Source organism: Variovorax paradoxus (genome assembly GCA_016806145.1).
In the GTDB taxonomy this organism is placed as follows: Bacteria; Pseudomonadota; Gammaproteobacteria; order Burkholderiales; family Burkholderiaceae_C; genus Variovorax.
Genome location: CP063166.1, coordinates 4,305,697 through 4,324,114 on the forward strand (window position 1 = coordinate 4,305,697; position 18,418 = coordinate 4,324,114).

The window sequence follows — 18,418 nt, forward strand, 5'->3', positions numbered from 1 at the left end:
GGGATTACCCCCCGGTGACTGGCCCGGAAAATGCATGAGAATTCGCGCACTTTCGACTGCCTCGGCGCCTGCCGCCTCATCCCGAACGCACCTCATGCTGCCCCTGCGCGACCTCAACGACATGGAAGACCTGTGGGGTCTGCGCAGTGCCGGCGCGCTGATGAACCTGCCGTCCACCGGGGTGTCGGTGCTGCGCTGGACGCGCAAGACCGGCGGTCCCTTCCAGTTCGACATCGAGACCTCGCAGGACTTCATGATGTTCTCGATGGTGCTGTTGCCGATGGACGCCTGCTCGCGCGTCGACGACACGGTGATCTGGGACGGCCCGATCGAAGGCGGCAGCGTGCGGCTGATCGACTCGCGCACCATCGAGCGCACGGGCTTCGAATCGCCCAGCCCCTTCGACCTGCTGCACATCCATTTCTCGCTCGGCGAATTGCGCGCCACCGCGCGCCGCTTCGGCATCGACTTCGACGACTTCGAGCCGCGCGACGGCCCGCTGTACCGCGACGACCACGTGGGCCGCCTGCTCGGCGCGCAACTCCTGGCGGCGCTCGATGCCGACGGCGCGGCCGGGCGCATGTATGCCGACGGCATCGCGCAGTCGCTGGTGGCGCACCTGCTGCGCAGCTACGGGCGCGTGGTCCGGGCCGAAGCGCCGCCGGCGCACGAGGGCCTGCAGGCGGCCTTCGACCACGTGGAGCGCCATCCGCACGAGCCACTGAGCGTGGCGCGGCTCGCGCGCCTGGCCGAGATGAGCGAATTCCATTTCGCGCGCCGCTTCAAGCAGCGCTACGGCCTCACGCCGCATGCGCACCTGGTGGCGGCGCGGCTGCGGCTGGCCAAGGCCGACCTGGCCTTCTCGGACAAGAACATCCTGCAGATCGCCATGGACTGCGGCTTCTCCGACTCCAGCCATCTCGCGCGGCTGTTCCGCCGCACAGAAGGCATGACGCCACAGGTCTACCGGCAGGCCCGGCGCCAGTAGCGGACCGCGCCACCGCGCGCTTTCGCGGACCCGGCAGCAAGAACGTGCTGTCGGCCGCGCAGGATTGACCGAGACGGCCTGCCCCCTCGCTCGAAAGAATCGCCCTCGCCATCCGGCTTCTCCGGATGATGTTCGAGGAGATTCGAGTGACAGCAGCAACTGCGTTGCAGGACAGCATGCCGGGCGTCGAGGCCGGCGACGAGATCGCGGCCGGACTCCGGCTGCGCGGCGGCACCGAGGAGGCACGCGCCACGCGGCGCGACCGCGGCGAAGGGCCGTTCGAGCGCCTGGTGCTGCGTGGCGCCACCGTGATCGACGGCACCGGCGCGCCGCCCTGGGGACCGGTGGACATCGTGATCGAGCGCGACCGCATCGTGGAGATGCGCGGCGTGGGCGCGCCGCGTCTCGCCATCGATCCGGCCGGGCGCCCGGCCGCGGGCCAGCACGAGATCGACTGCCACGGCAAGTTCGTCACGCCGGGCTTCGTCGATGCCCATGCCCACATCGGCTCGCCCTTCGTCAGCCGCGATGCGCCGCCGGCCGACTACGTCTACAAGCTGTGGCTGGCGCATGGCGTGACCACGGTGCGCGAGATGGGCTGCTTCAACGGCCTGGGCTGGACCCTGGACCAGCGCGAGCGCGCGGCCGCCGGCACCATCGCGGCGCCGCGCATCCTCGCGCACGCCTACTTCCCGGCCGTCAACGACATCCTCAAGACCCTGCACACGCCGGCGCAGGCGCGCGACTGGCTGGGCCGGCTCAAGGCGCGCGGCGCCGACGGCGTGAAGTTTTTCGGCGCGCCGCCGGCCCTCATGCAGGCCGCGCTAGCCGAGTGCGCGAGCCTGGGCCTGCGCAGCGGCTGCCACCATGCGCAGATGGCCGTCACGCGCATGAACGCGCTGACCACCGCGCAGTGGGGCCTGACCAGCGCCGAGCACTACTACGGTCTGCCCGAGGCGCTGTTCGAGGAGCGCGTGGTGCAGAACTACCCGGCCGACTACGACTACGGCGACGAGTACTTCCGCTTCGCGGTCGCGGGCCAGACCTTCGGCCAGGCCGCGCAGCCCGGCAGCGCCACCTGGCGCAACGCGATGGACCGCTTCCTCGAACTCGGCTTCGCCTTCGTGCCCACCTTCGGCATCTACGACGCCAACCGCGACTTGATGCGCACGCGCCGCGCCGACTGGCACGACGACTACACCTGGCAGGCCTACTGGGACAACTTCCAGCCCTACCGCGGCGGCCACGGCTCGTACTGGTACCGCTGGTCGACGAAGAACGAGATCGAGTGGAAGGAGAACTACCGGCTCTGGATGCGCTTCATCAACGAGTACAAGAACCGCGGCGGCCGCGTCTGCGCGGGCAGCGACTCGGGCTTCATCTTCCAGCTGTTCGGCTTCGGTTTCGTGCGCGAGCTCGAGATGCTGCAGGAGGCCGGCTTCCATCCGCTCGAGGTGATCCGCGCCGCCTCGCTCGAGGGCGCGCACCTGCTGGGCATCGAGGCCGACTGCGGCAGCCTCGAGGTCGGCAAGCGCGCCGACCTGCTGGTGCACGACCAGAACCCGCTCGAGGACTTCAAGCTGCTCTACGGCACCGGCGCGATGCGGCTGAACGACGACAGCCGGCGCGTGGAGTGGCAGCGCGGATTGAGCCGCACCATCGCGGGGGGCATCTGCTACGACACGGCCGAGCTGCTGGCCGACGTGCGCGCGATGGTCGCGGCCAACCGCGCCGAGGCGGCCACGGCATGAATCCGGCGAGCGACTTCCATCCGGTGCCGATCGAACTGACCGTGCTCACCGGCTTCCTCGGCAGCGGCAAGACCACGCTGCTGTCGAGCTACCTGCGGCTGCCGCAGGCGGCCGACACGGCCGTGATCGTCAACGAGATCGGCGAGGTCGACCTCGACGGCGCGGTGCTCGCCGCCACCGCCGCCAAGGTGCCGATGGCCTTGCTGAGCAACGGCTGCGTGTGCTGCGCGATGGGCGGCGACCTGCCCGGCACCATCGCGGCGCTGATCGAGGAGCGCGAGACGCGCGGCCTGCCGCCGCTCGCGCGCATCGTGCTCGAGACCACCGGCCTCGCGCGACCCGGCCCCGTGCTGCGCAGCCTCGGTCCGCTGGCCGCGCACCTGCGCGCGCAGGTGGTCGCCACCTTCGACTGCGTGCGCGGCGAGTCCCTGCTGGCGCTGCCCGAGGCGGCCGCGCAGATCGCGGGCGCGCAGCGCATCGTGCTGACGCGGCAGGACCTCGCGCCCGCGGGTGCCACCGAGGCGGCGCGCGCACTGCTCGCGCGGGTCAATCCGCTGGCCGAACTGGTGGCCGAGCCGACGCCGGGAGCGCGCGCACTGGCCGCGCTCGCACCGCCGGCCGCGCGCTCGCCGATGCCCGAACTGGCCGCGTCGGACGACACGCCCGCGCACAGCGACATCCGCACCGCCCTGTGCCGCTTCGCCGCGCCGGTGGCACGCGATGCGCTCGCCGAATGGCTCGACAACCTCGCGGGCCTGTGCGGCGAGCGGCTGCTGCGCGTCAAGGGAGTGGTCGCGGTACGCGGCGAGCGGCTGCCGCTGCTGGTGCAGTGCGTGGGCACGCTGTTCGCCCCGCTGCTGCCGTTCGCCGGCACGGCGAGCGGCTCCTTCCTGGTCGTGATCGTGCGCGGCATGCGGCTCGACGAACTGCGCGAGCTGCACCCGCCGCTGCCACTCACCATGCACGCGGCCGCGCGGCCGAATGCGATCGGCCGGCCGCTGTCGGCCGTGCTCGAGGAAAGCTGCGCATGAGCCCCACCACCGTCGCGCGCCGGCTGCTGGTGGGCGTCACCTATGCCGCGATGCTGCTGCCGCTGGTCACCGTGGCCTGGCTCAGCGTGTTCGCGCAGCCGATCATGAGCTTCCCGCCCGAGGGCTATTCGCTGCACTGGTACGCCAATGCCTGGAGCAAGCCACAGTTCGCGAGCAGCTTCGTGCTGTCGCTGCAGCTCGCGGCGATCTCCGCGCTGCTCGGCGTGGGCACCGGCACGGCGGCGGCCTATGCGATCGAGCGCGGCCGGTTCCGCGGCCGGCGTGCGCTGTCGGCGCTGCTGCTGTCGCCGCTGGCCTTTCCGGGCGTGGTGCTGGGCACCGGCATCTACGTGTTCTTCGTGCGCGTGGACAACGCCATCGACCTGCAGATCGTCGCGACGCTGCCGGGCCTGATCGCCGCGCATGCGCTGCTGGCGATTCCGTGGACGGTGCGCCTGGTCTCGGCCAGCCTGCAGGGCCTGGGCCGCGCGCCCGAGGAAGCCGCGGCCAACCTGGGCGCGCGCCCGCTCACGGTGTTCCTGCGCGTCACGCTGCCCTCGATGCGCGCCGGCATCGTGGCCGCGGCGGTGTTCAGCTTCATCGCCAGCTTCGAGAACCTCGAGATGACGATGATGCTCACGGGCCCCGGGTACGCCACCCTGCCGGTGGAAATGCTGAGCTACCTCAACTTCAACATGAACCCGACGCTGGCCGCGGTCGGCACGGTGCAGACCGTGCTGATCGCCGTGCTGCTGCTGGTCGCCGATCGTTTCGTCAGTCTTTCCCGGGTGACCTCTTGAGCCATCTCCATCTCGACAACCTCCAGTGCACCTACGACCGCACGGTCGCGGTGCGCCATCTCGACCTGCGCGTGGCCCAGGGCGAACTGCTCGCGCTGCTCGGCCCCTCGGGCTGCGGCAAGAGCACCACGCTGCGCATGGTGGCCGGCTTCGTGCCGCCGAGCGCGGGCCGCATCCTGTTCGGCGACCGCGACGTGACGCATGCGCCGCCGCATGCGCGCGACACCGGCATGGTGTTCCAGGGCTATGCGCTGTTCATACACATGAGCGTGGCCGAGAACGTGGCCTTCGGGCTGAAGATGCGCAAGGTGCCGCGCGCCGAGCAGGCCGCGCGCGTGAAGGAAGCGCTGCGGCTGGTGCAGCTCGAGCACCTGGCCGAGCGCCGGCCCGCCGCGCTCTCGGGCGGCCAGCAGCAGCGCGTGGCGCTGGCGCGCGCGCTGGTGGTGCGGCCCGCGGTGTTCCTGCTCGACGAGCCGATGTCGAACCTCGACGCACGGCTGCGCACCGAGGTGCGGCTCGAGATCCGCGCGCTGCAGCAGCGCCTGGGGCTCACCACGCTGCTGGTGACGCACGACCAGGAAGAGGCGCTCACCACCGCCGACCGGCTGGCCGTGATGGACCATGGCCGGGTGCGGCAGGTCGGCACGCCGCAGCAGGTGTACGAGCAGCCGGTCGACCAGTTCGTCGCCAACTTCATCGGGCGCTGCAACCTGGTGCCGGGACGGCTCGAGGCGCCCGGTGCTTTCCGCGCGGGCGCGCAGTTGCTGCCCTGCGCTGCCGCGGCGACTTCGCTGCGCGCGACCGACGAACTCGCGCTGATGGTGCGGCCCGACCGCATCCGCATCGCCGAGGCCGGCGCGCCCGGCCTGCCCGCGCGCGTGAAGCTCGGCACTTACCTGGGCGGCACGACCGAATGGCACTTCGAGACCGAGGTCGGCCCGGTCTCGGTGGCGCAGCCCAGCGTGCCGGCACAGGGCGCTCCCGCGATCGGCGAGCGCGTGAGCCTGCAGTGGTCGGCGGAACACGCGCTGCCTCTGCCCGCGGATGCCACGGCTTCCTGAGCTTCCTTCTTCCTTTCTCTTCATTCCGATCATGTCCATGCATTCCACACGCCGTTCCCTGCTGCTGGCCGCAGCCTCGCTGCCGCTGGCGACCACCCGCCCCGCCCTGGCCGCCGTCGGCGGGCGCGTCGTCGTCGCCACCTGGGGCGGCGACTACGGCGACCTGCTCGGCAAGCATGTCGAGCAGCCGCTGCTCAAGCCGCTGGGCATCGAGGCGGTGCAGAGCGTGGACGACGGTCCGCCACGCAAGGCCAAGCTGCTGGCCGAGCGCAGCAGCCGCCGCGGCAGCCTCGACGTGGTGTCGATGGTCGACTTCGAGGCCAGCGGCCTCGCGCAGCTGGGCCTGTTCGAGACGCTGACCGAGGCCAACGTGCCGAACGCGAAGAACGCCATCGCCGCGCTGCGCCAGCCGCAGGCGCTGCCGCACATCTACTCGGGCCTGGTCATCGCCTACAACCCCGCGAAGATCAAGGCGCCGCCGAAGTCGCTCGCCGACCTCTGGGATCCGAAGTACAAGGGCCGCGTCGGCTTCGCCGACATCCTGTTCCCCTACAACATCGCCGCCGCCTCGCTCGCGGCCGGCGGCACGCTGGGCGACCTCGCGCCCGGCATGGCCAAGCTCGGCGAGATGAAGGCGCTGGCGCCCAAGATCTTCGCCACCAACGAGGCGGTGGCGCAGGCGCTCAAGGCCGAGGACATCTGGATCACCCTGGCCTGGCGCGCCCGCGTCCACCAGTGGCGGCGCGCCGGCTTGAGCGTGGCGGCGGCCGTGCCGGCCGAGGGCATCGTGCCGACCACCTTCACCGCCTCGGTGCCCAAGAACAGCCAGCAGAAGGACAACGCCTTCGCCTACCTGAACGCGATGCTCGATGCCGGCGCGCAGTCGGCCTTCGCCGAGCGCATGGGCTACGTGCCCACCGTCACCAATGCGAAGCTGCCGCCCGAGCTGGCCGCGCAGATCGCCTTCACGCCCGAGGAGCAGTCGCGCTTCAAGGTGCCCGATTTCGGTTACCTCGCGCAGGCCATGCCGGCGCTGCAGCAGTACTGGTCGCGCGACTTCAAGGCGGCCTGAGCGATGCGTCTTTTGACCCTGCCCGCCATCGCGATCGTGCTGGCGCTGATGGTGGCGCCGATGGCGATGCTGCTGCGCTACTCGCTCAACCTCTACACGCCGACCGAGCTGATGGTCGAGGCCTTCACGGCGCGCAACTACGTGCAGCTGTTCGCCGACCCGTACTTTCGCGAAGTGCTGGGGGTGACGCTGAAGGTGGCCGCGTTGACCACGGGCATCGCGCTGCTGCTGGGCCTGCCCGCGGGCTACACGCTGGCGCGCATGCCGCGGCGCTGGAAGATGTGGCTCACGCTGGCCACCATCCTGCCGCTGATGGTGGGCAACGTGGTGCGCTCGGCCGGCTGGATGGCGCTGCTGGGCAACAGCGGGCTGTTCAATGCGCTGGCGCAATGGAGCGGGCTGGCGCGCGAGCCGCTGCAGCTGATGTTCCACCAGCCCGCGGTGGTGGGCGTGATGGTCACGATCGTGCTGCCGCTGATGGTGATGACGCTGGCCAGCGTGATCGAGGGCATTCCGCGCAACGTCGAGGAGGCCGCGGCCAACCTCGGCGCGCGGCCCTTGACCGCCTTCCGCCGCGTGGTGCTGCCGCAGGCCATGCCGGGGGTGATCGCGGGCATGTCACTGGTGTTCATCCTCTGCATGAACGCCTATGCCACGCCGGTACTGATCGGCGGGCCGCGCTTTCGCATGATGACGCCCGAGATCTACCAGCAGTTCGTCGGGCTCAACAACTGGCCCTTCGGCGCGGCGCTGGCCTTCATGCTGCTGGCGGTGACGCTGGTCGCGGTGCTCGGGATCGGGATGGCGCTGCAGGCCGGCCTCAGGCCCGCGAAGCCGACAGCGCCCGCAACCTTCGATGCGCCTCGCCCTCCCCATCGACCGGCGACTGGTTCTTCGCCTGCAGGTAGTGGTGGGTGAAGACCGCGAGGTAGGCATCGAGGATCTGCGCGGCCAGGGCGTCGCCGGCCAGTTCCATGCACAGGCTCGCGACCTCGCTGGTGCAGAGGTGGTCGTCGCGCCCCGACTGGCGCAGTCGGTACTGCGTGCTGCGCGAGAGCGCCGGGCTCAGCACCGGCAGGTGCTCGAGGTAGGGGCTGCGCCGGAACATCTTGCGGGCCTCGGCCCAGGTGCCGTCGAGCAGCACGAACAGGGGGCGCTTCGCGGGGTGGCCCTGCGAGGCCTCGGGCGGCGCGACGGTCTGCACCACCCGCTCGGGCGCGGCGTACTGGCCCGGGAACACCACGTACGGCTGCCATTGCGAATCGGCCAGCAGGGCCGGCAGCGCGGGATCGACCTCGGTGCGCGACCAGCCGAAGGCGAAGGTGTCCTCGACCACGTCGGCGATCAGCCAGCCGGTGTTGCTGGGCTTGAGCGCCTCGATGTCGCCCATGATCAGGCAGACGCCCGCGCGCGTGGCCATCGAGGGCCGCAGCGCGCACAGGCAATGGCTGGGCGCGAGCCGGCAGCCGGCGCAGCGTTCGCGCTTGAAGCCGCCACGGGCCAGGAAAGGTTTGACGCTGCGCGCGAGACGTTCGGCGCGCAGCAGGGAGACGGCGTGGGGCATGCGCCGATTCTCGGGCATGCCCGCCTGCCGGCCGGTCTTCAGCCGGCCTTGAGGAACACCTCGTGGTCGGGCGCGAAGTTGACGTGCAGCGGCAGCATCGCGCCGCCCAGCGCGCAGGCCTGCGCGCCGACGCGGCCGCCATGCAGTTGCGGACGCCACAGGCCCTCCCAGTTGCAGCCGTCGAGCGCGGCGCGCGTGGCCTCGAGCAGCGCCTGCTGCAGCGGGCGCGACATCGAGCCGTCCATCACCACGTCGGCCAGGTCGAGCATCGCGGTGCCGCTCGCGATCGCATGGGCCAGCGCCTCGGCGGCCGAGGCGAGCCAGGCGCGGGTGGCGTCGGCGAACGGTGGCTGCAGCGCGCGCTCGTCGTAGGCCGCGTCGGGGTCGATGCCCTCGCGCTGCAGCCGCTGCTCGAGCTCCCACAGCGAGGCCTCGGCGATCAGTTGCGGCGGCGCCGCGTCGGCATCACGCTGCGCGCCACGCACGCGCTGCATCGGCAGCGAGGCGAGCGCGCCTGCATTGCCGTGCGCACCGCCATGCAGGTGCGAGTTGAGCACCAGGCCGCCGCCGACGAAGGTGTCGACGAACACGTAGAGAAAGCTCTTGAGGTCGTGGCCGCGCCCGCTCACCAGCTCGGCGACGCAGGCCGCGACGGTGTCGCGCGCGAAGATCACCGGCAGGTCGGTGCGCTGGCGCACCTCGGCGCCCAGGTCCATGCCGTTCCACAGGTCGGACTGCGCCTTCGACAGCCCGAGCGTGCGGTGCCAGCCGCCGAGCAGGAACGGCGCGGCGAGCCCCACGCCGACGGTGCGCGCGGCCAAGGGTCCCAGGCCGTCGCGCAGCCGGTGGGTGTGCTGCGCGATCGCGGGCAGCAGCGCCTCGGCGTCGGGAAAGTCGTAGGCCATCGCATGGCGCTCGCGCACCTGGGCCGTGAAGTCGATCAGCAGCCACTCGGCGCCGCGCCGGCCGACCTTGACGCCGATCGCGAAGGCGCCGTCGGGGTTGAGCGCGAGCGGCACCGAGGGCTGGCCGATGCGGCCGCGCACGCGGCTCTGCTTGACGATGAGGCCGTCCTCCTCGAGTCGCGCGGTGATCAGCCCGATGGTCTGCGCGCTCAGGCCGGTGAGGCGCGCGAGCTCGGCCTTGGGCAGGCTGCCGTGCACGCGCAGCGCCTGCAGCACGGTGCGCTCGTTGAACTGGCGCATGCCGACCTGGTTGGAGCCGCGCGGGCGCAGCAGGTCGGGCATGCGCGCGGCGGGCGCGGCATCAGGCATGCGCCTCCGCGGGCAAGGCGCTCGGCAGCATGGCGCCGGTCATCACGGCCACGGTGTCGCTCATGCTGATCTTCTTCGGATCGAGCACGGCGGCGCGCTTGCCCAGGCGCGCGACGTGGATGCGGTCGGCGACCTCGAACACGTGCGGCATGTTGTGGCTGATCAGCACCACGGGCAGGCCGCGGTCGCGCACGCGGCGGATCAGCTCGAGCACCATGTTGCCCTCCTTCACGCCGAGCGCGGCGGTGGGCTCGTCCATGATGACCACGTGGCGCGCGAAGGCCGCGCTGCGCGCCACCGCCACGCACTGGCGCTGGCCGCCCGAGAGGGTCTCGACGGCCTGCGTCATCGACTGGATGCCGACCTTGAGGTCGGCCATGCGGGCGGCGCTCTCCTGCAGCATCCGCTTCTTGTCGAGCATGCGCAGCACGTTGCCGAGAAAGCCGGGGCGGCGCAGCTCGCGGCCGAGGAACAGGTTCTCGTAGATGGTCATCGCGGGCGCGACGGCCAGGTCCTGGTAGACGGTCTCGATGCCGGCGCGGCGCGCATCGAGCGGATTGCGGAACTGCACCGGCCGGCCGTCGAGCAGGATGCGGCCCTCGTCGGGCACGATCGCGCCCGACAGCGCCTTGATCAGCGAGGACTTGCCCGCGCCGTTGTCGCCGATCACCGCGAGGATCTCGCCCTCGCGCAGCTCGAAGTCGACGCCGTCGAGCGCGGTGACCTGGCCGTAGCGCTTCACCAGGCCCTGGGCCTGCATCACAATCTTCTTGTCCGCAGCGGCGTTCATCAGCGGGCCCCCTTGCGCGAGAGTTGGTCGGCCGCTACCGCGAGGATCACGAGCACGCCCGTCACCAGCACCTGGTAGATCGACGACACGCCCATCAAGGTGAGCCCGTTGCGGAATACGCCCACGATCAGCACGCCGATCAGCGAGCCGAGCACGATGCCGCGGCCGCCGAACAGGCTGGTGCCGCCGAGCACCACGGCCGTGATGGCATCGAGGTTCTCGGTCTGGCCCGCGTTGGGATCGCCCACGCCGGTGCGCGCCACCGACAGCAGCGAGGCGATGCCGTAGAACACGCCCGCGGCCACGTACACGCCCAGCAGCACGCGCTGCGTCGGGATGCCGACCAGCCGCGTGGCCTCGGCGTTGTTGCCCACCGCGTAGATGTGGCGGCCGGCGCCGGTCTCGCGCAGCACGAACCAGGCGAGCAGGTACAGCAGCACCATCAGCACCGCGCCCCAGGCGACCTCGGTGCCGCCGATGGCGAAGGTGGTGCCCAGGCCCGTGAGGCCGGCCGGCAGGTCGGTGATGGTCTGCGAGGACGAATACAGCTGCGTGATCGCGAAGGCGATGTTCAAGGTGCCCAGGGTCACGATGAAGGGCGGCAGCTTGATGCGCGTGACCAGCAGGCCGTTGAGCAGGCCGAACAGCGTGGTCACGCCGATGCCGCAGAGGATGGCCACCGGCACCGGCAGGCCGAGCTCGGTGGCGAACTTGGTCATGACGATGCTGCCCAGCGCCATCACCATGCCGCACGACAGGTCGATGCCGGCCGTGAGGATGATCAGCGTCTGGCCGATCGCGATCACGCCGACCACCATCACCTGCTGCAGGATCAGCGAGAGGTTGCCGCCGGTGAGGAAGCGGTCGGACTGGGTCGCGAAGAAGATGCAGGCACCCAGCAGGGCCAGCCACGGCCCGAGGGCGCCCCACGGGATGTGGTGCGTTGCGGATTTCGCCATCGTCGTGCCTCCCCGGGGCCGGCCGATTACTTCTTGCCCCAGCACAGCTCGGCGCCGGTCTTGGTGTCCTTGCTCTCGACGCCGGCCACGCTCTTGCCCGCGATCAGGGTCACGCCGGTGTCGACGTAGCCCGAGGCCTTCTTGCCGGTCTTGGCGAACTCCACGCCAGCGGCCACGCCCATCGCGGCCATCTTCAGCGGGTACTGCTGCGAGGTCGCGGCGATGATGCCGGCGTTGGTGTCCTTGATGCCCTGGCAACCGCCGTCGACCGAGACGATCAACACGCCCTTCTCCTTGCCCGCGCGCTTGAGCGCGTTGTAGGCACCGGCCGCGGCGGGCTCGTTGATGGTGTAGACCAGGTTCACGTCGGGCGCCTTCTGCAGGCAGTTCTCCATCACGGTCTGGGCCTTGGCCTGGTCGCCGAAGCTGTCGGCCATGCAGACGATCTCGGGCGCCTTCGACAGCTCGTTCGACTTGGCGTCGTTCGCGGCCAGCCCGAAGCCCTTCATGAAGCCGTTGTGGCGCTGCGCGCCCACCGGGTGGCCCGGCAGCAGGTCGAGCGCGACGATCTTCGGCGTCTTGCCGGCCATCGCGGCCTTGGCGTATTCGCCGATCAGCACGCCGGCCGTGTAGTTGTTGGTGGCGAACAGCGCGTCGGTGGCCTCGGGCGGATCGGCCGGGCTGTCGAGCGCGATCACCATGATCCCCTTGTCGCGCGCCTTCTTGATCGCCGGCACGATGGCCTTGGCGTCGCTCGGCGTGATCAGGATGGTCTTGGCGCCGGCCGCGATCATGTTCTCCATGGCCGTGATCTGGCCCGCGTTGTCGCCGTCGGCCTTGCCCGCGCCCGACAGCAGCTTGGCGCCGAGCTTCTTCGCCTCTTCCTGCGCGCCCTCCTTCATCTTCACGAAGAAGGGGTTGGTCTCGGTCTTGGTGACGAGGCCGATCACCGGTTCGCCGGCGGCGAAGGCGGTGGATGCGGCGACGGACGCGGCCGCCAGGGCCAGGATGCAGCGGATGCGGGGCATGGTTGTCTCTCCTTGGGCAGGCGGCTGGATCGGACCGCCTCTTGGTTCTCGAAATCCGGCCGGCTCGCCATGCGGATGGCGTCGCCGGGCCGGGCGCCAGCGGACTATCGGCGAAGGAAGCGACTAAATCAATATGATTTAGTTATCGAAAACCCGCACAGGAAGCATCAAGGATTCGGCTCACGGCGCGCGATCTGGACGTCTGTCAAACGAAACAGTTACTTGCATTTGGTCGCATTGCCGACAGAATGAGCCGGCACTTTGGAGGTCAGGCACGCGTGAGTGGCGAGGTCGTCGAACTGCTGAGAACCCAGCCCGAGATCGCGCTGTTCCTCGTGCTCGCCATCGGCCATGCCATCGGCGCCATCCGCTTCGGACCGATCCAGCTCGGCGGCATCTGCGGCACCCTGATCGCGGCGCTGGTGGTCGGCCAGCTCGGCATCCGGGTCGACGACAGCGTGAAGAACGTGTTCTTCATGCTCTTCATCTTCGCGCTCGGCTATGCGGGCGGCCCGCAGTTCTTCGCCAACCTCGACGCCAAGGGCCTGCGCCTGGGCCTCTTGTGCCTGGTCGAGGTGGTGGCGGTGCTCGCGCTGGTGCTGGGCGCCACCGTGCTGCTGTCGCTCGACCAAGGCACGGCCGCCGGGCTGATGGCCGGCGCGGCCACCGAGTCGGCGGTGGTGGGCACGGCCACCGACGCGATCTCCAAGCTCGGCCTGCCGGCGGCGGACATGCAGCAATTGCAGGCCAACGTGGTCACGGCCTACTCGATCACCTACGTGTTCGGGCTGATCGCGATCGTGGTCTTCACGAGCCAGATATTTCCGCTGCTGCTGCGCGTAAACCTGCGCGCCGAGGCCGACCGTCTGTGGAAGACCATGGGTGGCGGCGGCGACGATCCCGGCGCCGCGAGCGCCGTGCCCGAGATGGTCGGCCGCGTGTTCGAAGTGACGACCGGACGCGGCCGCTCGATCGGCGAGCTGGCGGCGATCCTCGGCGGCCAGGCCCACATCGAGCGCGTGCTGCGCGCCGGCCAGAGCCTGGCGGTGGAGCCCGCGCTGCGGCTGCGCGCCCACGACCGGGTGCTGGCCATCGGCCGGCGCGCGGCGCTGGTCAACGTGGCCGAGCTGCTGGGCCGCGAGTTCGCCGACACCACGGCCTTCGACGCGGTGGTCGAGACCACCGAGGCGGTGCTGAACCGGCGCGAATGGTTCGGCCGCGAGCTGCGCGAGCTGGCCGCGGCGCTGCCGCCCTCGGTGCAGGTCACGGGCGTGACGCGCGACCGCCATGCGATGCCGCTGCTGGGCGACCTGCGGCTCGCGCGCGGCGACGTGCTCCAGCTCTACGGCCCGGTCGACGAGGTGGCACGCGCGCTGCCGCTGGCCGGCGACCGCGTGCTGGCCTCGACGCGCAGCAACATCAGCTTCGCGGCCGCGGGCATCCTGCTCGGCGTCTTCATCGGCGGCTTCAGCGTCAGGCTCGGCGGCATCCCGTTCTCGCTCGGCACCGGCGGCGGCGCGCTGCTCACCGGCCTGGCCTTCGGCTGGTACCAGGCGAAGAACCCGCACCGGCTCAGCGTGCCGCCCGATGCACTGGCGCTGATGAAGGACCTGGGCCTGGCCACCTTCATCGCCTGCGTCGGCCTGGCCTCGGGGCCGCAGGCGCTGGCGCTGATCAAGAAGTTCGGCGTGGCGCTGCCGCTGGTCGGCGTGGCCGTGGCGGTGGTGCCGGCGAGCCTGTCGCTGTTCGTCGGCCACCGGCTGCTCAAGCTCGAGGCGCCGGTGCTGCTGGGCGCGATCGCGGGCCAGCAGTGCAGCACGCCGGCCCTCAGCGCGGTGCAGAACGCGGCCGGCAACGCCACCCCGCTGCTGGGCTACACCATCACCTATGCGATCTCGAACGTGGTGCTGCCGCTGATGGGACCGCTGATCGTCGCGCTGGCCGGGCTGGTGCAGCACGCGGCGAAATGAATTCGAAACCTGGAAGGAGCTGACGCATGGAATGGCTGCACGACACATTCAAGAAGTCGCCCGAGATGGCGCTCTTTCTCTCCCTGGCGGTCGGCTACTGGATCGGCAAGATCAAGTTCGGCAAGTTCCAGCTCGGCGGCGTGGCCGGCTCGCTGCTGGTGGCGGTGATCGTGAGCCAGGTCGGCGTGCAGGTCGACGCCGGCGTGAAGGCGGTGCTGTTCGCGCTCTTCATCTACGCGGTGGGCTTCGAGAGCGGGCCGCAGTTCTTCAGCTCGCTGGGCCGGCAGTCGATCAAGGAGATCGTCCTGGCCGCGGTGATGGCGGCCACCGGCCTGGCAACGGTGGTGGTCATGGCCAAGTGGTTCGGGCTCGACAAGGGCCTGGCGGCCGGCGTGGCGGCCGGCGGCCTCACGCAGTCGGCCATCATCGGCACGGCCGGCGACGCGATCGCCAAGCTCGGCCTCGACGCGGCCGAGACCGCGCGACTGCAGGCCAACGTGGCGATCGGCTATGCCGTGACCTACGTCTTCGGTTCCTTCGGCGCGATCATCGTCTGCGTCAACCTGCTGCCCAAGTTCATGGGCCGCACCATCCGCGACGACGCGATCGCGGCCGAGACCGCGATGCAGTCCGGCGTGAAGGTGCTGGGCGCCGACCAGGAGGAAGCCGCGCCCTCGCTGGTGGGCCGCATCTACGAGCTCACGGCCGACCCGCAGCGCACCGTGGCCGACATCGAGAACGCCGACCCGGCCACCACCATCACGATCGAGCGCGTGAAGCGCGACGGCCGCTTCGTCGAGGTCAGCCCCACGCTCGCGCTGCGCCGCGGCGACATCGTGCTGGCCGTGGGCCGGCGCGACGCGGTGGTGGCGAGCGCGCCGCTGCTGGGCAAGGAGGTCTACGCGGTCGAGGGCATGGAGCTCACCATGCACAAGCGCGACATCGTGCTGACCCACAAGGACTTCGAGCGCAAGACCGTGGCGCAGATCCGCGAAGCCACCGCGGGCGGCGTGCGGCACGGCATCTTCGTGGTGCAGCTCAGCCGCATGGGCCAGGTGCTGCCGATGCAGCCCGACACCGTGGTGCAGGCCGGCGACGTGGTCACGATCTTCGGCGCCGAGCAGGACGTCAAGCGCGTGGCCGCGATCGTCGGCGACGTGATCGTGCCGAGCGCCAAGACCGACTTCGTCTACCTCGGCGCGGGCCTGGTGGTCGGCCTGCTGGTGGGCTTGCTGAGCGTGAAGATCGGCAACATTCCGCTCACGCTCGGCGCCGGCGGCGGCGCCCTGCTCTCGGGCCTGCTGTTCGGCTGGTACCGCGCGCGGCGCCAGACTTTCGGCGCGCTGCCGACCAGCGCCGTGCAACTGCTCAAGGACCTGGGCCTGGCCGGCTTCGTGGCCGTGGTCGGGCTCTCGTCGGGGCTGCAGGCGGTGCAGACGGTCAAGCAGCACGGGCTCACGATCTTCGGCGTGGGCGTGGTCGTGACCATCGTGCCGATGATCCTCACGATGCTGTTCGGCCGCTACGTGCTGCGCTATGCCAACACCGCGATCTTCGCGGGCGCGCTCAGCGGCTCGCGCAGCGCCAACCCGGCCTTCGGCGAGGTGCTCGACAAGGCCGAGAACGCCATTCCCACCGTGCCCTTCGCGATCACCTATGCGCTGGCCAACGTGTTCCTCACGCTGCTCGGGCCGCTGATCGTCGCGCTGGTCTGAGCGCGGCATCCCTTCTTTTTTGCCTTACTCACAACCAAGGAGCCTTTCCATGGATTTCGGCGACGTGAAAAAACTCAGCGGCCTGAGCCCCTTCGAGCTCAAGGACGCGCTGATCCAGGTGGCCAGCCAGGGCGACCGCCTGATGCTCAACGCGGGGCGCGGCAATCCGAACTTCCTCGCGACCACGCCGCGCCACGGCTTCTTCGCATTCGGCGAATTCGCCATGACCGAGAGCGAGCGCTCCTTCGTCTACATGGAGGGCGTGGGCGGCTTCCCGCAGCGCGAGGGCATCGAGGCGCGCTTCGAGATCTTCGCCAAGGCCAACGCGGGTCGGCCCGGGGTGCGCTTCATCGAGGCCGCCGTGTCGTACGTGCGCGACCAGCTCGGGCTGTCGGCCGGCGACTTCATCTACGAGATGTGCGAGGCCATCCTGGGCTGCAACTACCCGGTGCCCGACCGCATGCTGCGGCTCAGCGAGATCATCGTGGGCCAGTACATCCACAAGGAGATGATCGGCACCCATCCCTTCGTCGGCGGGTTCGACATGTACGCGGTGGAAGGCGGCACCGCCGCCATGACCTACCTGTTCAACAGCCTGCGCGAGAACAACCTGCTCAAGCCCGGCGACACCATCGCGCTGGGCATGCCGATCTTCACGCCCTACATCGAGATCCCGCACCTCAACGACTACCAGCTGATCGAGGCGCTGATCGACGCGCCGTCCGAGAACGGCTGGCAGTACACCAAGAAGGAACTGCAGAAGCTGCTCGACCCGAAGGTCAAGGCCTTCTTCCTGTGCAACCCGAGCAACCCGCCCTCGGTGAAGATCAGCGACGAGGTGCTGGGCTACATCGCCGACATCGTGAAGCAGCGGCCCGACCTGATCATCCTCACCGACGACGTCTACGGCACCTTCGCCGACGACTTCCGCTCGCTGTTCGCGATCTGCCCGCGCAACACCATCCTCGTGTATTCGTTCTCGAAGTACTTCGGCGCCACCGGCTGGCGCATGGGCGTGGTGGCCACGCACGAGGACAACGTGCTCGACCACCAGATCGCGGCCCTGCCCGAGGCGGCGCTGAAGGAACTCGACGCGCGCTACAGCTCGATCACCACCGAGCCGCGCCGGCTCAAGTTCATCGACCGGCTGGTGGCCGACAGCCGCACCGTGGCGCTCAACCACACGGCCGGCCTGTCGACGCCGGTGCAGGCGCAGATGGTGATGTTCTCGCTGTTCTGCCTGATGGACGAACCCGAGGCCTACAAGCACGCGATGAAGCGCATCGTGAAGCGGCGCAAGGAGGCGCTCTACCGCGAGCTCGGGCTGCCGCTGTCGGCCGACCCGAACTCGGTGAGCTACTACCACCTGCTCGACCTGCAGGAGATCGCCACCCAGATGCACGGCGAGCGCTTCGGCGACTGGATCGTCACCCAGCTGCAGCCCAACGAGGCGCTGTTCCGCATCGCCGAGGAGACCGGCATCGTGCTGCTGCCGGGCCGCGGCTTCGGCGGCAAGCACGCCTCGGGCCGGGTCTCGCTGGCCAACCTCAACGAGTACGACTACGCCAACATCGGGCGCTCGCTGCGCAAGCTGGCTTCCGAGTACTTCGCGCGCTTCGAGACGCAGTCGGGCAAGGCCCGGCGCAGCAGCGATCCGGCGGTGGCGGCGGTGGTGGTGAAGCCGCAGAAGGCGGTGAAGACTAGGGGCAGCAAGAAGAAATAGACCGAGAGGACCGGCCGCTTCGCGCATGCCCTGGCTTCTTCTCGCCGCCGCCCTCTGCACCGCCCTCCACCTGGGCGCGATCGCGCTGGCGGCGATGCGCTTCGGCATCCCGATCCGGGAGATCCACTACGGCTGGGGTCCGACGCTGCTGCGCCTCGGCCCGCTGCGCATCAAGCCGCTGGTGTTCGCGGGCTCGGTGGTGCTCAAGGACGGCGGGGCCGAAGGGCTCGAAGGCGATGCCAAGCGCGATGCCTTCGACAGCCAGCCGCGCATGACGCGGCTGCTGATCGGCTGCGCCGGGCCGTGCGCGCTGCTGACGCTCGCGCTGCTGGTGTCGCCCTTCGACGGCCTCGGGCAGGTCGGCAGCGGTTTCGTTCAGTACGTCGAGGGCGCGCTGTCGCCGTTCGGGCAGGCGCAGCAACTGTTGCGGCTCGCGGCCGAGGCGGCCGGCGGGCTGGACTTCATCCCGCTGCTCGGCCTGGTCGCGGCGAAGACCGCTGCCTTCAACCTGCTGCCGCTGCCCGGCAGCAACGGCGGCTTCCTGCTGCAGGCCCTGTTCGAGCGCACGGAACTGGCGCGGCGCTGGCCGCCGCAGGCCACGCAGGCGGCGCTGCTGGTGTTCCTGGGCTCGGTGCTGTCGTGGGTGGTGGCGCTGGCGGCCTTTCTCTGGCCATTGCCGCGCTGACCCGGCA

Annotated in this window: 15 protein-coding genes; 10 read left to right on the plus strand and 5 right to left on the minus strand. The window is 70.3% G+C overall.

All coding sequences use genetic code 11. The features are described from left to right. Window positions 1-94: 94 nt before the first annotated feature. The 6 genes from INQ48_19985 (at window position 95) to INQ48_20010 (ending at window position 7,621) form a co-directional block, all read left to right on the plus strand. On the plus strand, window positions 95-988 hold the full coding sequence (locus INQ48_19985; GenBank protein ID QRF55658.1) for a helix-turn-helix transcriptional regulator: 894 nt from the start codon (window positions 95-97) through the stop codon (window positions 986-988). Window positions 989-1,164: 176 nt separating this feature from the next. Further along, complete coding sequence (locus INQ48_19990) at window positions 1,165-2,739, plus strand: amidohydrolase family protein (GenBank protein ID QRF60816.1); 1,575 nt, start codon at window positions 1,165-1,167, stop codon at window positions 2,737-2,739. Between the two features lie 733 nt (window positions 2,740-3,472). Continuing rightward, window positions 3,473-4,570, plus strand: a complete 1,098-nt coding sequence (locus tag INQ48_19995) for an ABC transporter permease (protein ID QRF55659.1) — start codon at window positions 3,473-3,475, stop codon at window positions 4,568-4,570. Then, entirely contained in the window at window positions 4,567-5,631 is a 1,065-nt protein-coding gene (locus tag INQ48_20000) for an ABC transporter ATP-binding protein (protein ID QRF55660.1), read from the plus strand. The genes INQ48_19995 and INQ48_20000 overlap by 4 nt, the downstream gene beginning before the upstream one ends. Before the next feature lie 37 nt (window positions 5,632-5,668). Continuing rightward, window positions 5,669-6,703: an extracellular solute-binding protein gene (locus INQ48_20005; protein QRF55661.1), complete on the plus strand. Its 1,035-nt coding sequence runs from the start codon at window positions 5,669-5,671 to the stop codon at window positions 6,701-6,703. A 3-nt stretch (window positions 6,704-6,706) separates the two neighbouring features. Further along, window positions 6,707-7,621, plus strand: a complete 915-nt coding sequence (locus INQ48_20010; GenBank protein QRF55662.1) for an ABC transporter permease — start codon at window positions 6,707-6,709, stop codon at window positions 7,619-7,621. Here the strand turns inward: INQ48_20010 and INQ48_20015 are convergent. Genes INQ48_20015 through INQ48_20035 form a run of 5 tightly spaced genes read right to left on the minus strand, consistent with a single transcriptional unit; the run spans window position 7,524 to window position 12,318 of the window. Then, window positions 7,524-8,267, minus strand: a complete 744-nt coding sequence (locus tag INQ48_20015) for a DTW domain-containing protein (GenBank protein QRF55663.1) — start codon at window positions 8,265-8,267, stop codon at window positions 7,524-7,526. The genes INQ48_20010 and INQ48_20015 overlap by 98 nt on opposite strands. A gap of 38 nt (window positions 8,268-8,305) precedes the next feature. After that, complete coding sequence (locus INQ48_20020) at window positions 8,306-9,541, minus strand: ROK family transcriptional regulator (GenBank protein ID QRF55664.1); 1,236 nt, start codon at window positions 9,539-9,541, stop codon at window positions 8,306-8,308. Next, window positions 9,534-10,331: a sugar ABC transporter ATP-binding protein gene (locus INQ48_20025; GenBank protein ID QRF55665.1), complete on the minus strand. Its 798-nt coding sequence runs from the start codon at window positions 10,329-10,331 to the stop codon at window positions 9,534-9,536. The genes INQ48_20020 and INQ48_20025 overlap by 8 nt, the downstream gene beginning before the upstream one ends. After that, a complete protein-coding gene (locus INQ48_20030) occupies window positions 10,331-11,290 on the minus strand; it encodes an ABC transporter permease (GenBank protein ID QRF55666.1) in 960 nt (319 codons plus the stop codon). The genes INQ48_20025 and INQ48_20030 overlap by 1 nt, the downstream gene beginning before the upstream one ends. A gap of 26 nt (window positions 11,291-11,316) precedes the next feature. Continuing rightward, the gene (locus INQ48_20035) at window positions 11,317-12,318 is read right to left on the minus strand and encodes a sugar ABC transporter substrate-binding protein (protein ID QRF55667.1); all 1,002 of its coding nucleotides are present in this window, start codon (window positions 12,316-12,318) and stop codon (window positions 11,317-11,319) included. 248 nt (window positions 12,319-12,566) lie between these two features. Between INQ48_20035 and aspT (INQ48_20040) the strand changes: the two genes are divergently transcribed. The 4 genes from aspT (INQ48_20040) to INQ48_20055 are packed head-to-tail and all read left to right on the plus strand — an operon-like array spanning window position 12,567 to window position 18,411. After that, window positions 12,567-14,288 (plus strand): aspartate-alanine antiporter, encoded by a 1,722-nt coding sequence (aspT, locus tag INQ48_20040; GenBank protein QRF55668.1) that lies wholly within the window; start codon window positions 12,567-12,569, stop codon window positions 14,286-14,288. 26 nt (window positions 14,289-14,314) lie between these two features. Next, the gene (aspT, locus tag INQ48_20045; GenBank protein QRF55669.1) at window positions 14,315-16,003 is read left to right on the plus strand and encodes an aspartate-alanine antiporter; all 1,689 of its coding nucleotides are present in this window, start codon (window positions 14,315-14,317) and stop codon (window positions 16,001-16,003) included. Between the two features lie 49 nt (window positions 16,004-16,052). Further along, complete coding sequence (locus INQ48_20050; GenBank protein ID QRF55670.1) at window positions 16,053-17,726, plus strand: bifunctional aspartate transaminase/aspartate 4-decarboxylase; 1,674 nt, start codon at window positions 16,053-16,055, stop codon at window positions 17,724-17,726. A 25-nt stretch (window positions 17,727-17,751) separates the two neighbouring features. Beyond that, window positions 17,752-18,411 (plus strand): hypothetical protein, encoded by a 660-nt coding sequence (locus INQ48_20055; GenBank protein ID QRF55671.1) that lies wholly within the window; start codon window positions 17,752-17,754, stop codon window positions 18,409-18,411. Window positions 18,412-18,418: the final 7 nt, after the last annotated feature.

Excerpts from the sequence above, each read along its gene's own strand:
- INQ48_19985 (QRF55658.1), top strand. The coding sequence starts at position 95 with ATGCTGCCCCTGCGCGACCTCAACGACATGGAAGACCTGTGGGGTCTG.
- INQ48_19990 (QRF60816.1), top strand. The coding sequence starts at position 1,165 with ATGCCGGGCGTCGAGGCCGGCGACGAGATCGCGGCCGGACTCCGGCTG.
- INQ48_19995 (QRF55659.1), top strand. The coding sequence starts at position 3,473 with ATGGCTCGACAACCTCGCGGGCCTGTGCGGCGAGCGGCTGCTGCGCGT.
- INQ48_20005 (QRF55661.1), top strand. The coding sequence starts at position 5,669 with ATGCATTCCACACGCCGTTCCCTGCTGCTGGCCGCAGCCTCGCTGCCG.
- INQ48_20010 (QRF55662.1), top strand. The coding sequence starts at position 6,707 with ATGCGTCTTTTGACCCTGCCCGCCATCGCGATCGTGCTGGCGCTGATG.
- INQ48_20015 (QRF55663.1), bottom strand. The coding sequence starts at position 8,267 with ATGCCCCACGCCGTCTCCCTGCTGCGCGCCGAACGTCTCGCGCGCAGC.
- INQ48_20020 (QRF55664.1), bottom strand. The coding sequence starts at position 9,541 with ATGCCTGATGCCGCGCCCGCCGCGCGCATGCCCGACCTGCTGCGCCCG.
- INQ48_20025 (QRF55665.1), bottom strand. The coding sequence starts at position 10,331 with ATGAACGCCGCTGCGGACAAGAAGATTGTGATGCAGGCCCAGGGCCTG.
- INQ48_20030 (QRF55666.1), bottom strand. The coding sequence starts at position 11,290 with ATGGCGAAATCCGCAACGCACCACATCCCGTGGGGCGCCCTCGGGCCG.
- INQ48_20035 (QRF55667.1), bottom strand. The coding sequence starts at position 12,318 with ATGCCCCGCATCCGCTGCATCCTGGCCCTGGCGGCCGCGTCCGTCGCC.
- aspT (QRF55668.1), top strand. The coding sequence starts at position 12,567 with ATGAGCCGGCACTTTGGAGGTCAGGCACGCGTGAGTGGCGAGGTCGTC.
- aspT (QRF55669.1), top strand. The coding sequence starts at position 14,315 with ATGGAATGGCTGCACGACACATTCAAGAAGTCGCCCGAGATGGCGCTC.
- INQ48_20050 (QRF55670.1), top strand. The coding sequence starts at position 16,053 with ATGGATTTCGGCGACGTGAAAAAACTCAGCGGCCTGAGCCCCTTCGAG.
- INQ48_20055 (QRF55671.1), top strand. The coding sequence starts at position 17,752 with ATGCCCTGGCTTCTTCTCGCCGCCGCCCTCTGCACCGCCCTCCACCTG.